The sequence below is a fragment of the Variovorax sp. PDC80 genome, assembly GCF_900115375.1.
In the GTDB taxonomy this organism is placed as follows: Bacteria; Pseudomonadota; Gammaproteobacteria; order Burkholderiales; family Burkholderiaceae_C; genus Variovorax.
On the sequence record NZ_FOWG01000001.1, the window covers coordinates 287,984 to 300,817 of the forward strand.

Consider the following 12,834-nt stretch of genomic DNA (forward strand, 5'->3'; position numbering starts at 1 on the left):
TCCCGTCCTCCGTGTTCTTGCCGGGGCGCGATTGTGCCGAAGCGCGGACCCGTCGCGCGCTTGGACGAACGCATCTTTGGCTTGGCCGAAGGTTGGCGCTCCACAATGGTGTTTCCGCCCCCTTCGACGAGGAGTTCGCACATGCCCTTCCCGCCGCTGTCCCGCATGGTCCTGGCCGCAGCGGCCCTGCTCGCACTCGCGGGCGCCGCCGCGCAGGAAACGAAGACCGACCCCGTCTACACGCGCGCCCGCCTGATGTCCTCGCACGAGGAGCCCGGCGGCAAGCTGTACCTGCACCTGAAGATCCCGCCGCGCTCGAAGCTGCCGTTCACCACCCAGACCTTCAGGCTGGCCGACCGCAAGCTCGCGGCCGACATCGCCGACGGCACGCCGGTGGAGTTCGTCTCGCGCCGGCTCGACGGCGAGAACACGGTGGTGGCGATCCGCGCGGTGGCCGAGTGCCCGCGCTTCCAGAAGTGCTGAAGCGCCGATACGCCCCGGCCGGCCTCACCAGTTGACTTCGCGCTCCGGCGTCGCCGAGATGTGGTGGATCGACAGGTCGGCGCCGTCGAATTCCTCTTCCTGCGACAGCCGCAGCCCGACGGTCTTCTTGAGCACGCCGTAGACCACGGCGCCGCCGAGCAGCGCCCAGACCACGCCCATGACGGTGCCGATGAGCTGCGCGCCGAGGTTCACGCCGCCGATGCCGCCCAGCGCCTGGGTGCCGAAGATGCCGGCGGCGATGCCGCCCCAGGTGCCGCACAGGCCGTGCAGCGGCCAGACGCCGAGCACGTCGTCGATCTTCCACTTGTTCTGCGTCAGCGTGAACATCGCGACGAAGATGGCGCCAGCCACGCCGCCCACCACCAGCGCGCCGATCGGGTGCATCAGGTCGGAGCCCGCGCACACCGCCACCAGGCCGGCCAGCGGGCCGTTGTAGACGAAGCCGGGGTCGTTCTTGCCCATGGCCAGCGCCACCAGCGTGCCGCCGACCATCGCCATCACGGAGTTGACCGCGACCAGGCCCGAGATCTTGTCGATGGTCTGCGCGCTCATCACGTTGAAGCCGAACCAGCCCACGCACAGCACCCAGGCGCCGAGCGCGAGGAACGGGATGTTCGACGGCGGATGCGCGGCCAGCGAGCCGTCGCCGCGGTAGCGGTTGCGCCGCGCGCCCAGCAGCAGCACGGCCGGCAGCGCGAGCCAGCCGCCCACGGCATGCACCACCACGGAGCCCGCGAAGTCGTGGAATTCATGGCCCGTGACCGAGGCGATCCAGTCCTGGATGCCGAAGTGCTTGTTCCAGGCGATGCCCTCGAAGAAGGGATAGATCAGCCCGACGATGACCGCGGTGGCGATCAGCTGCGGCCAGAACTTGGCGCGCTCGGCGATGCCGCCCGAGATGATGGCCGGAATGGCGGCCGCGAAGGTCAGCAGGAAGAAGAACTTCACCAGGTCGTAGCCGCTGCGGGCCGACAGCTCGGTGGCGCTGACGAAGAAGTGGGTGCCGTAGGCCACGCCGTAGCCGACGAGGAAGTAGACGATGGTCGAGACCGAGAAGTCGACCAGGATCTTCACGAGCGCATTGACCTGGTTCTTCTTGCGGACCGTGCCGAGTTCGAGAAAGGCGAATCCCGCATGCATGGCCAACACCATGATCGCGCCTAGAAGGATGAACAGCGCGTCTGCGCCCTGTTTGAGTGCGTCCATTGGAGCTTCTTGCTGGTTTTTGGATTGATTTGGTGCGCCGCACCTGAATTCAGCAGGACGGCGGGCCAATGAAGCAAAAATGGTGCCTACAAGCTCGTCAATGGTGCGAAACGGGCCGAGATGGGGCTGAGTGAGCCCGAAGGGCGGGCGTGGCGCACCGGAACGGATGCCGCCTGACGGTGCATGACACACCCGCGCCGCGGTTCAGGAGGCCGTCGCGCCGCGCAGGGCCTCGCGGTAGCGCCGGCTGCACGGCACGGTGCTGCCGTCGTGCATGTGCAGCCGGGCATCGCCGCCGTCGAGCGGCTCGATCTCGCGCAGCCGCGACAGATTGACCGCGTGGCTGCGGTGCACGCGAACGAACAGCGCCGGATCGAGCTGGGTCAGGAAGTCGGTCAGCGTGGCGCGCAGCAGGTAGTCGTGGCCGTTGACGTGCAGGCCGACGTAGTTGCCCTCGGCCTGCAGCCAGTCGATGTCGCCGGCGGCAATCAGGAATTCGCGGCGCAGCTTGCGCACCAGGAAGCGCTCGGGGCGCGCGGGAGCCGGCGGCGGCGCGGGTTCGGCGGGCGGCGGTGGCGCGTCCGCGGCCGGGGCCGGCTCGGCATCGGCCGGGCGTGGCGACGCTTGCGGCCCTTCAGGCGCCTCGTCCGGCGCGTCGAGCACTCGCGCCTCGCCCTGCCAGCGCAGCATGAACATCCGGTAGGCCCAGATACCGAACACGATCGAGACGTAGGCGCGCACGTCCTTCAGGTACTCGTAGCCCCACTGCGCGGCCCAGCCGCCGAAGGCGTAGTGCTCGCCGGCGGCGGCATAGGCCAGCGAGCGCAGCGCGAACATCGCCATCACGTGGACCACGCTGAACACCACGCTGGCCGCGAGATGCCAGGCCAGGTAGCGCACCAGCCTGCCGGGCGCGAGCGAGGCCAGCGGGGAGAGCCGGCGCTCCAGCGCCACGATGGCCGGCACCAGCAGCAGCAGGACCAGGTGGCTCGAGCCCTCCCAGACCACGATCTCCCAGGTCTCGCGCGGCACGGCGCGCGAGCGCGCGTCGACCATCGCCACCGTGGTGTTGAACAGCGCCTGCAGCGCCATCACGACGATCCAGAAACCGACCTCGACGTAGCGGCGGATCGGCTCGTAGCGGTGGTAGAGGTCTTTGCGGGGGCCGGCCATGGCGGGCGATTGTCGCGATCCACGTGACGAATGGGGCGACAGGGGCGGCCCGGGGACGGATTTCGCCCCGTGTTTCGTCCCACCGGGGCCACCGCTCGTCACAAAGTGCCCGCGATCCGTCCCCCGGCCGCGCCGCCGCCTCGCCGGGCCCGGACCATGGCCGCTCGTTCAGTCCCCGATCCAGGAGCCTTCATGCCCACCGACCGTTTTCCACGCAACCCCGTCCCGCCGGCCGCCGACCCGCGCCGGCACGACATCGACGCCCTGCGCGCCCTCGCCTTCCTGCTCGTCATCGTCTATCACGTGGCGATGTACTACGTGGCCGACTGGCCCTGGCACCTCAAGAGTCCGCATGCGGCCGAATGGCTGCAATGGCCGATGCGGATCCTGAACCTCTGGCGCATGGACCTGGTGTTCCTGATCTCGGGCGTCTCGCTGGCCTTCCTGAGCCGCCACCAGGGCACGGCGGCGCTGCTGCGCGGCCGCGGGCTGCGGCTAGTGCTGCCGCTGGCCTTCGGCATGGCGGTGGTCGTGCCCTGGCAGGCCTATGCCGAAGGCGTGGCCAACGGCCTGGTGGCGCCGGGCTTCGGCGCCTTCCTGCTGCGCTACCTGCCGATGAGCCAGCCCTGGTCCAAAGGCGCCTTCGCGGGCGCCGAGTTCGGCATCACCTGGAACCACCTCTGGTACCTGCCGTACCTGTTCGTCTACACGGCCGCGGTGGCGCTCACCTTGCCGTTGTGGCGTTCCGCCGCAGGCCAGGCGCTGCGCCGGGCCTTCAACGGGCTGCGCGGCGGCTGGCTGCTGCTGCTGCCGGCGCTGCCGCTCGCGGCCTTCACGCTGCTGCTGGCGCCGCACTACCCGCCGACCCACAACCTGGTGCGCGACCCCTTCCTGCACAGCATCTACTTCACCGTCTTCCTCTACGGCTACTGGATGGGCGTCGACAGCGGCATCTGGCGCGAGCTTGAGCGGCTGCGCCGCGTGTCGCTGGCGCTGGCCGTGGCGGTGGTCGCCGCCTACATCGCGGCGCGCACGCTGGGCGCCGGCAGCGTGCCGAACGAAATCAACGCCGTGCTGCGCTCGCTCTACCTCTGGGCCGCGGTCGCCACCCTCCTCGGCCATGGCCACCGCCACCTGAACCGACCCTGGCCCTGGCTGCGCTGGGCCAATGCCTCGGTCTATCCCTGGTACATGCTGCACCAGACGCTGATCGTGCTGGCGATCGTCTGGCTGGCGCCGCTGGCGCTCGGCCCGGTGCTCGAGCCGGCGCTGATCCTCGCGGTCACGCTGGGCGGCTGCTGGCTGCTCAACGACGCGCTGATCCGCCGCGTGCGCTGGCTGCGGCCGCTGTTCGGCCTGCCGCCGCAGGAAAAGCGGACGCCCGATCGGGCGCCCGCGGCGGCCCTGACGGCCGCGCGCTGAAGGCCTCAGCCCTTGTCGTCGGGCACCGGCACCAGGATCGTGCTGCCCGTGGCCAGCAGCTTCAGCGTGCCGTCCTCGGCCTCGCCGAACAGCTCGGCGGCGGTGAAGACCTGCTTGCGCCCGGCCTTCACGACGCGCCCGCGCGCCACGAAGACGCGGCCCAGCGCGGGCGCCATGCAATCGACCGAGAAGTGCGAGGCCAGCACGCGGCCCGCCACGGTGGCGGCCGCGAAGCCGCAGACGGTGTCGAGCAGCGCGCCGATCATGCCGGCATGCAGGAAGCCGGCGTACTGGCCCATGTCGGCCTCGCGCCATGCCATGCGCAGTTCGGCCTCGCCCTTTTCCGCGCGCACGACTTCGAAGCCGGCCCAGCGGTTGAATGCGGCCGTTCGATTCAAGGCCTGGATGGTGTCTAGCATCGGATGCTCCTTCGAGAGGGGGACTCTCCTTGTCGACCAGAATGGGTCGAGCCCACTCTACGAAGCGCCCCCGGCCCGGCCCGTCGCGTCCGTGACCGGAACGCGCGCGGCAGTTGCATCGGCGACAGCCCGCGCACGCAGCGCGAGCGCCGCAATCGACAGCGCGAAGGCCAGCGCGCTGGCCGCGCAGCGCCAGAGGTTGGCGGCATGCCAGCGTGCGCGCGTCTCGGCCCAGTCGGGCGGCAGTGCCTGCGGATCCCACGACTCGGTGTAGGCATTGAGCGGCAGGTTCACCTGCGCGGTGAACAGCACGATGCCCAGCGCATAGAGCACGCCCGCGAACGCGAGCAGGCCGAACCAGCCGCGCCGCCATTCATTCCGGCCGGCCGCGAGCGCCAGCGCGCACAGCACCGGCGGGCCGAAGAAGAAGCCGAAGAACATCGCGTGCCGCACATGGCGGTTGAGGCTGGACTGCACGACGGCATAGCTCGCGCCGTCCATCTGCAGCGTGGCGAGGCTGACGTTGAAACCGTAGGCCCAGAAGAAGCCGGCCATCAGGCCGAAGGCGAAGACGGCGAGGCCGTGCAGGCTCCAGCCTGCAAGAGACAGGGCGAATGAGAGCGGCGAGGTACGTGGCGGCATGCGCCGACTGTGGCGCGCGCCGCCCCGGCCCGCCTTAACCTGCGATAAGCCCCATCTCCGCGCGCAGCCGCGACAGCGAGACATCGGTCATGCCGAGGTAGGACGCCAGGTGGCGCAGCGGAATGCGCCGCGCCCAGTCGGGCCGTTCGCGCAGCAGCGCCTCGTAGCGGGCGCGCGCGTCGCATTGCAGGAAGGCCTGCTCGCGCCGCAGCTTGTCGTCGAACAGGCCCGCCAGCGCCGCCAGCCGCAGCGCGGTCCACGAGGGCAGCGCCGCGACCGCCGCTTCGAGCGCGTCGCACGGCAGGCAGCGCACCACGGCGGGCTCGAGCGCCGCGATGAAGAAGGCCGCCGGCTCGTCGCGCAGCAGCGGCGTCACGGGCCAGACGAAGGCGTCCTCGGCATGGAAGTTCTTGTTCGACTCGCGACCCTCGGCGTCGAGGTAGTACAGCCGCAGCAGCCCGCGCTCGACCCAGAAGGCATGGCGCCAGGCGTTGCCCGCGGCCAGCAGCACCGCGTGCGGCGCCAGGGTCTCGCGGCGGGCCGAACCGGCCAGCGCGACCAGCGGGCCGGCACCGAGTTCGGGGAAGCGGCGCGCCAGGGCCGCGTGCCAGGCGGCATCGGTGGCGGCCGGCTGCTGCATGGTCCGGTGTCTCAGGCGACCGCGTCGTCCTCGGCGGCCGCGGCCTTGCCGCCCTTGCGCTGCTGCTTGCGCGCGGCCTTCTTGGCCTCGCGCTCGGCATCGGCGCGCTGGCCCTCGGCCAGCCACTGGGCGAACTCCTCGGGCGTCTCGAGCGTGATGCGGCCGAGGTTGCCGGCGCGGAACTCGTGCATCACGATCTCGGCCGCCTTCTGCAGGTTCACGCGCCCCTTGCCGAGCAGCGCGCCGCGCTTGCGGCCGATGGTGTCGAGCAACGCCTCGTCGCGCATCTCGGCGAGCTCCCCGGGCGCATGCTCGTGCTCGACCAGCTTGAAGCGCGCCACCAGCCCCGCCGCGTAGTGCTGCTTGAGGTAGCCGAGCAGCTCGAGCGCCACCTCCTCCTCGTCGAAGGCATTGCGCCCCACCGCGCCGCTGGCCGCGAGGTTGTAGCCGCTCTTGGGCACCACGATGCGCGGCCACAGCATGCCGGGCGTGTCCCAGAGGTAGAAGTCGTCGGCCAGCGTGATGCGCTGCTCGAGCTTGGTGATGCCGGCCTCGTCGCCGGTCTTGGCCTTGCGCCCGCCGGTCAGGGTGTTGATCAGCGTCGACTTGCCCACGTTCGGAATGCCGCAGATCAGCACCCGCATCGGCTTGGCGAGCCCGCCGCGGTTGGGCGAGAGCGCGTGGCAGGCGCGCACGATCTGCTGCGCGGGCGTCGACAGGCTAGCGTCGAGCGGGATCGCGCGCGTGGCCGGCAGGCCGTTGTAGTGCGCGAGCCAGCGCTCGGTGCGCTCGGGGTCGGCCAGGTCCTGCTTGTTGAGCACCTTGAGCGCCGGCCGGTTGGCGGTCAGCCGCGCGAGCATCGGGTTGGCGCTCGAGCCGGGCAGCCGCGCGTCGAGCAGCTCGATCACCACGTCGATGTCCTTCACGCGCTCGGTGATCGCCTTCTGCGTGAGATGCATGTGACCGGGGAACCACTGGATCGCCATCGGTGCGTGTCTTTCTTGTGTTTGTGGCTGCGGGATGGAATGGGACGGTGCATGCACCGGTCCGGGGTGCGCATTGTGAACCGCGAACCTGAATCGATCGATACGCCCCCGTCGCGCGGGGATACCGGGGTCTTTGCCGCGCGCGGCATGGCCGCACGCTTGCAAAGTCTTGCGCCGCTCGCGCGTGCCAGCCCCTATGATTTGTCGCAGAGCGCGCCTTCCGGCGTCGGTCGAATCCAGACTTTTTTCAAGGAGTTGCCGCGATGAAACCCGTCTCCGAACTGCTCAAACGTCACGACTCCGCGGCCTGGCGGACCTCGCCGGGCACCACGGTGTTCGATGCGCTGGCCACGCTGGCGCATTTCGAGGTCGGTGCCCTGATGGTGATGGAGGGCGACCGGCTGGTCGGCTTCCTCTCCGAGCGCGACTACACGCGCAAGGTCGCGCTGCAGGGCAAGAACTCCAAGGAGGTCAAGGTCTCGGAGATCATGACGCCCGACGTGATGACCGTGAACCCGCAGACCCCCACCCAGACCTGCATGGCGCTGATGAGCCAGCGCAAGTTCCGCCACCTGCCGGTGGTCGACGGCGACAGGGTGGTGGGCATGATCTCGATCCAGGACCTGATGGACGACATCATTGCCGACCACGAGCAGACCATCGAGCAACTGACGCACTACATCCAGAGTTGAGCGAAGGCGGCGCCGCCGCCCTTTTTCGGCCCCCGCGTCAGGCAGGCGCGACCGGACGACGCTAGACTGCGCGCGCCCGCCCCTCGCGGCCGGGCGCCACCTCGTGGCCCTCCCCCCAAGATCACCGAACCACAAGGGTCTGCAATGAGCTTGCAGTCGGCCGAACTGCTTTTCCGGCAGGGCCAGTATTCCGCTGCGCAGAAAGTGCTGCTGCAGCTGCTGAAAAAAGGCCAGCACACGGCCGCCGCGAACCGGCTGCTGGGCTTCATCGCGGGCCAGACGCAGGACTTCCCGCAAGCCATCGAGCGGCTGCGCGCCTCGCTGCGTTACGACCCGAATTCCCTCGAGAGCTGGTACTACCTCGGCATGGCCTGCCAGAAGTCGGGCCAGCACCGCGCCGCGGCCGAGGCCTTCGGCACGCTGCTGCAGCGCCAGCCGAACCTGTTCGAGGCCGAGCACGACCTGGGCCTCGCGCTGCTCGCGCTCGGCAAGGCCGCCGAGGCGCTGGCCCACTTCGACCGCGCGGTGCAATTGCGCCCGGGCGCCTTCGAGGCCCACATGAACCGCGGCGCGGCCTGCGGCAAGCTGCGCCTGCATGCACAGGAACTTCAGTGCTACGAAAGCGCGCTGGCGCTGCAGCCCGCGCATCCCACGCTGATCGAGAACTACGGCACCGCGCTGTGCCAGGCGCGGCGCTTCGCGGACGCGGCACAGCTGTACGACCGGACCCTGCGCGAGCATCCCGGCGACGCCGACTACGCCTTCGCGCGCGGCGGCCTGCTCTATGCGCGTGCGGCCATCGCCGACTGGCGGGACTTCGACGCCCAGATGGCGCTGCTGCGCGAGGACATCCGCGCGCAGCGCGAATGCATCGAGCCCTTCGCGCTGCTGATCCTGCCTTCCACGCCGCAGGAGCAGCTGCAGGTGGCGCGGCTGCATGCGCAGCGCCACTATCCGATGGCGGCCGAACCGCTGCACGCGCCGGTGCGCGCCGAGGGCGAGCGCCTGCGCGTCGGCTACATCTCGGCCGACTTCGGGCGCCATGCCACCTCCTTCCTGGTGGCCGAGGTGTTCGAGCGCCACGACCGCGAGCGCTTCGAGGTCACGGCGATCTCGCTGCGCCAGAGCGACGGCAGCGCGATGCGCGAGCGGCTCGAGCGGGCCTTCGACCGCTTCGTCGACGCGCACGAGCTGTCGGACAGCGAGACCGCGCAGGCCATCGCCGACCTCGGCATCGACATCCTGGTGGACCTCGGCGGCTACACCATCGATGCGCGGCCCTCGGTGCTGGCGCTGCGGCCGGCGCCGCTGCAGATCAGCTACCTGTGCTTCCCGGGCACGCTGGGCGCGCCCTTCATCGACTACCTGGTGGCCGATCCCTTCCTGATCCCCGAGGCGGCGCGCGCGGACTACAGCGAGAAGATCCTCTACCTGCCCGACGCCTACCAGCCCAACGACTCGCGCCGCGAGACGGCCACCGGGCCGCTGTCGCGCGCCGATGCCGGCCTGCCGGAAGCGGCCTTCGTCTTCTGCAACTTCAACAACGGCCAGAAGCTCACGGCCGCGTTCTTCGACATCTGGCTGCGGCTGCTCGCGCGCGTCGAGGGCAGCGTGCTCTGGCTCAAGGGCGGCACTGAGGCCTACGAACGGAACCTGCGCGAGCGCGCCGCCGCGCACGGCATCGCCTCGGAGCGGCTGGTGTTCGCGCCCTGGGCCGAGCAGTCGGCCCACCTGCAGCGCCTGGCGCTGGCCGACCTGTGCCTGGACAACCTGCCCTACAACGCCCACACGACCGCCAGCGACGCGCTGTGGGCCGGGCTGCCGCTCGTGAGCTGCGTGGGCCAGACCTTCGCCGGCCGCGTGGCGGGCAGCCTGCTGGGCGCGGCCGGTTTCCCGCAGCTCGCGACCGACTCGCCGGCCGCCTACGAGGCGCTGGCCCTGGCGCTCGCCACCGACCCGCCGCGCCTCGCGGCGCTGCGCGCCGAGCTGGCCGCCGCGCGCGGGCACTGCGCGCTGTTCGATACCGCGACCTACACGCGCCACCTCGAAGCGGGCTTCGCCGCGGCCTGGGAACGCCACCGCGCGCAACTGCCGCCCGAGCACATCGTGGTGCCGCGCCTGGGCGCGTAGCCCGTCCCTTCGTCCGCGGATCGCCAACCCTGCCCGGCCCGCCGGCAGGGCCTTGGCCTACGCGCGCCACGGTTCCAGCGTTCAGAGTGAAGACTCGTTTCGATCCTCCAACCTGACATCCAAGAAGGGAGACACTGGACATGCAGATACAGGTCAACACGAGCAACGGCATCGACAACAAGGAAGCGCTCGAGCGCTGGGCCGACACCGAGATCCAGCAGCAGCTGCAGCGCTTCGCCGACGACGTGACACGCGTGGAAGTGCACCTGAGCGACGAAAACCACGAGAAGGCCGGCGAACGCGACAAGTGCTGCGTGATGGAAGCGCGGCTCGCGCACCACCAGCCGCTGGCGGTGAAGCAGCACGCATCCAGCATGGACGAGGCCTTCCGCGGCGCGTCCGACAAGCTCAAGCGCCTGCTCGACAGCACCCTGGGCCGGCTGCACAACCACCGCGACCGCGAGTCGATCCGCCGCGACGGCGGCATGGGGCTGGTGGCCGAATAAGCCTTCGGCGCCCTTCAGCTTCGACGCGCGCGGCGCGAAGGCGCCGGTGTGTCCGGCTGGCGCGGTGGCCGCGCCGGCTCGGGCGCGCCGGTGGGAATGAGCGGCGGGCGCTGCCCGCTCTCGATCCAGGCGTCGTAGAAGTCGATCTTGCGGTCGACCAGCGACAGCGCGCGCTTCCATTCGGCGATGGTTTGATTCACGCGCTCGCGGTGCGTCGCGAGCAGCGCGCGCCGCTCGGCCAGGGTGGCGCGGCCGCGCAGCGCGAGCGCCGTGTACTCGCGCATCTCGGCGATCGACATGCCGGTGCGGCGCAGCCGGTCCATCAGGTCGAGCCAGCCGATGTGGGGCTCGCCGTAGAGGCGCCGCCCGCCCGCGTCGCGCACCACGCCGGGCACCAGCCCCTGGCTCTCGTACCAGCGGATCGCATGCACGCTGCGGCCGGTGCGCTGCGCCAGCTCGCCGATCAGGAACGGCGTGCCCTGCGCGACGCCGCGCCGGGCCTCAGCCGCCGGCATCGGCCGGGGCCGCGACCCCGGGCGCTTCCAGCGCCGAGGCCACCAGGCCGGTGTCGAAATACTCGATCAGCTCCTTCACCAGGCCTCCTTCGAGTCGGTAGACGTAGCAATAGCGGTTGTTGTAGCGGCGCCCGGCATGGGTCAGCACGTCGCCGCTGAATTGCACCACCACCCGGTCCTCGTCGGCCAGGACGTGCTCGGTGCGGCTGGTGTAGGGGGTGGCGAACTGGGCGAACAGCGGGTTCAGCAGCTCCTCGCGGATCGCCTTCCTGCCGCGGTAGGTGCGCGACCAGGCGGTGCTGCCCTCGAGCTTCCAGGTCGCGTCGTCGGCGAAGCCCTCGAGGAAGGGCCGGCTGTTGCCCTGGTCGAGCTGGGCGTGGATGTGCTGGATGAGCGCCTTGTTGCTGGCGGTGGTGGTGTTCATGGCGATGTCCTCTTGAGCGTCAATGGAAAGCACCGGAGGCCCCGGTGGATTTCATTGGAAGGGCTCGCGTGCACTCGAGGTCAAGCGCCATGAACGCCCGGGTGGAATTCAGCCGCGCGCCGCCTTCGCCTTCGCGACCTCGTTCGCGCCCTGGGCGGTGCCGCTCTGGGGCACCTGCTCGCCCTCGCGCGCGCGCACCTCGTCGAGCCGCGCGGCCAGCTGCTCGGGCGTGTCGCCGCCGATGCCGATCCAGGCGCCCTGCGTGAGCGTGATGTGCGCGGCCTCGAAGGTGCCGGCGCCCGCGCACAGGATGGCGCGCGTGGGCGCGTTCTCGGCCGCCAGCACCAGCATCGCCGGCACCACGGCCTCGGGCTGGAAGGCCTCGAGCATGTCGGGCGGGAACAGGTCCTCGGTCATGCGCGTGGCCGCGGTGGGCGCCAGGCAGTTGACGCGGATGTCGTTCTTCGCGCCCTCGATGCTCAGGGTCTGCATCAGGCCCACCAGCGCCAGCTTGGCGGCACCGTAGTTGCTCTGGCCGAAGTTGCCGTACAGGCCGCTCGAGGAGGTGGTCATCACGATGCGGCCGTACTTCTGCGCGTTCATCAGCGCCCAGACGGCTTTGGTGCAGTTGACGGCGCCCATCAGGTGCACGTCGACCACCAGCCTGAAGTCGGCCAGTTCCATCTTGGCGAAGCTCTTGTCGCGCAGGATGCCGGCATTGTTCACGAGGATGTCGACCCGGCCCCAGGCATCGACCGCCTGCTGCACCATGGCCTGCACGGCCTCGAAGTCGGTGACCGAGGCGCCGTTGGCGATCGCCTCGCCGCCCGCGGCCTTGATCTCGTCGACCACCGCCTGCGCCGCGCTCACCGAGCCGCCCGAGCCGTCGCGCGCGCCGCCGAGGTCATTGACCACCACCTTGGCGCCGCGCGCCGCGAGGGCCAGCGCATGCTGGCGGCCCAGGCCGCCGCCGGCGCCGGTCACGATGGCCACGCGGCCCTGGAAGTCGATGCTGCTGTCGTTGCTCATGTCGTCTCGGTCTCTCGGAGGATGGATGGAGGGCGCGTCCAAACCGCACGCGCCGCGGCGCGTTTTACCTCAGAAAGTACCGCGCGGCCGCACCCGGGCGGTCCCGCCAGTCACTCGTGCGACGAGGTTTCGTGCAGGGTTTCGCAGTAGGCGACGAGCTGGTCGAGCTCGGCCGACTTGTCGAAGAAGGCGTCGGCGCCCAGCAGGCGCGAGCGGTCGCGCATCTCGGCGGTGGCGTAGTTGCTGAGCACCACCACCTTCTGGTGCGGCGAACGCTGGCGGCAGGCGTCGAGCACGCCCAGGCCGTTGCCGCGCTCGAGGAACAGGTCGACGATGGTCAGGTCCCAGTCGTCGCGGTGGCGCTGCAGCCAGGCCACGGCCTCGTCCTCGCTGCCGGCCACGGCCAGCACCTCGGTCTCGGTCACGTCCTCGAGGAAACCCACGAGGTTCTCGCGGATCACGGGGCTGTCTTCGACGAGATAGGCCTTGAGACTCATGATCGCCCGCCCCGCGCAGTGCCGCACCGTTGCGGATCGGCCAGGGCGC

The 12,834-nt window shown here is 70.5% G+C and carries 15 protein-coding genes; 5 read left to right on the top strand and 10 right to left on the bottom strand.

The genetic code is table 11. The features are described 5' to 3' along the window. Window positions 1–141: 141 nt before the first annotated feature. Complete coding sequence (locus BM109_RS01285) at window positions 142–483, top strand: hypothetical protein (RefSeq protein ID WP_256222252.1); 342 nt, start codon at window positions 142–144, stop codon at window positions 481–483. A 24-nt stretch (window positions 484–507) separates the two neighbouring features. Here the strand turns inward: BM109_RS01285 and BM109_RS01290 are convergent, their stop codons facing one another. Then, the gene (locus tag BM109_RS01290) at window positions 508–1,710 is read right to left on the bottom strand and encodes an ammonium transporter (RefSeq protein WP_093339871.1); all 1,203 of its coding nucleotides are present in this window, start codon (window positions 1,708–1,710) and stop codon (window positions 508–510) included. A 204-nt stretch (window positions 1,711–1,914) separates the two neighbouring features. Further along, window positions 1,915–2,883 carry a LytTR family DNA-binding domain-containing protein gene (locus BM109_RS01295; protein WP_093339874.1) on the bottom strand — a complete coding sequence of 323 codons (969 nt, stop codon included), beginning with the start codon at window positions 2,881–2,883 and terminating at the stop codon, window positions 1,915–1,917. A 192-nt stretch (window positions 2,884–3,075) separates the two neighbouring features. Here BM109_RS01295 and BM109_RS01300 point away from each other — a divergent pair, with 192 nt between their 5' ends. Next, on the top strand, window positions 3,076–4,305 hold the full coding sequence (locus BM109_RS01300; protein ID WP_093339877.1) for an acyltransferase family protein: 1,230 nt from the start codon (window positions 3,076–3,078) through the stop codon (window positions 4,303–4,305). Window positions 4,306–4,310: 5 nt separating this feature from the next. Here the strand turns inward: BM109_RS01300 and BM109_RS01305 are convergent, their stop codons facing one another. From BM109_RS01305 to ylqF, 4 genes are read right to left on the bottom strand one after another with little or no spacing between them, the layout of a single operon-like run. After that, window positions 4,311–4,724 (bottom strand): PaaI family thioesterase, encoded by a 414-nt coding sequence (locus BM109_RS01305; protein ID WP_093339880.1) that lies wholly within the window; start codon window positions 4,722–4,724, stop codon window positions 4,311–4,313. A 57-nt stretch (window positions 4,725–4,781) separates the two neighbouring features. Then, on the bottom strand, window positions 4,782–5,366 hold the full coding sequence (locus BM109_RS01310) for an anthrone oxygenase family protein (RefSeq protein ID WP_093339882.1): 585 nt from the start codon (window positions 5,364–5,366) through the stop codon (window positions 4,782–4,784). A gap of 34 nt (window positions 5,367–5,400) precedes the next feature. Further along, window positions 5,401–6,006, bottom strand: a complete 606-nt coding sequence (locus BM109_RS01315; RefSeq protein WP_093339885.1) for a Crp/Fnr family transcriptional regulator — start codon at window positions 6,004–6,006, stop codon at window positions 5,401–5,403. An 11-nt stretch (window positions 6,007–6,017) separates the two neighbouring features. Further along, entirely contained in the window at window positions 6,018–6,992 is a 975-nt protein-coding gene (gene ylqF / locus BM109_RS01320) for a ribosome biogenesis GTPase YlqF (RefSeq protein ID WP_093339888.1), read from the bottom strand. A gap of 263 nt (window positions 6,993–7,255) precedes the next feature. Here ylqF and BM109_RS01325 point away from each other — a divergent pair, with 263 nt between their 5' ends. The 3 genes from BM109_RS01325 (at window position 7,256) to BM109_RS01335 (ending at window position 10,320) form a co-directional block, all read left to right on the top strand. Then, complete coding sequence (locus tag BM109_RS01325; protein WP_093339891.1) at window positions 7,256–7,684, top strand: CBS domain-containing protein; 429 nt, start codon at window positions 7,256–7,258, stop codon at window positions 7,682–7,684. 144 nt (window positions 7,685–7,828) lie between these two features. Continuing rightward, entirely contained in the window at window positions 7,829–9,814 is a 1,986-nt protein-coding gene (locus tag BM109_RS01330) for an O-linked N-acetylglucosamine transferase, SPINDLY family protein (protein WP_093339893.1), read from the top strand. Window positions 9,815–9,954: 140 nt separating this feature from the next. After that, entirely contained in the window at window positions 9,955–10,320 is a 366-nt protein-coding gene (locus BM109_RS01335) for an HPF/RaiA family ribosome-associated protein (protein WP_093339896.1), read from the top strand. 14 nt (window positions 10,321–10,334) lie between these two features. On the opposite strand, the gene BM109_RS01340 is transcribed toward BM109_RS01335, so the two are convergent. The 4 genes from BM109_RS01340 to BM109_RS01355 all read right to left on the bottom strand — a co-directional run bounded on the left by BM109_RS01340 (window position 10,335) and on the right by BM109_RS01355 (window position 12,785). Then, window positions 10,335–10,835 carry a MerR family transcriptional regulator gene (locus BM109_RS01340; RefSeq protein ID WP_093339898.1) on the bottom strand — a complete coding sequence of 167 codons (501 nt, stop codon included), beginning with the start codon at window positions 10,833–10,835 and terminating at the stop codon, window positions 10,335–10,337. After that, entirely contained in the window at window positions 10,822–11,259 is a 438-nt protein-coding gene (locus BM109_RS01345) for a nuclear transport factor 2 family protein (RefSeq protein ID WP_093339900.1), read from the bottom strand. The genes BM109_RS01340 and BM109_RS01345 overlap by 14 nt, the downstream gene beginning before the upstream one ends. Before the next feature lie 108 nt (window positions 11,260–11,367). Next, window positions 11,368–12,288: an SDR family NAD(P)-dependent oxidoreductase gene (locus BM109_RS01350; RefSeq protein WP_093339902.1), complete on the bottom strand. Its 921-nt coding sequence runs from the start codon at window positions 12,286–12,288 to the stop codon at window positions 11,368–11,370. Between the two features lie 110 nt (window positions 12,289–12,398). After that, window positions 12,399–12,785, bottom strand: coding sequence for a response regulator (locus BM109_RS01355; RefSeq protein ID WP_057595653.1), 387 nt, complete (start codon window positions 12,783–12,785; stop codon window positions 12,399–12,401). Between the last annotated feature and the right edge of the window lie 49 nt (window positions 12,786–12,834).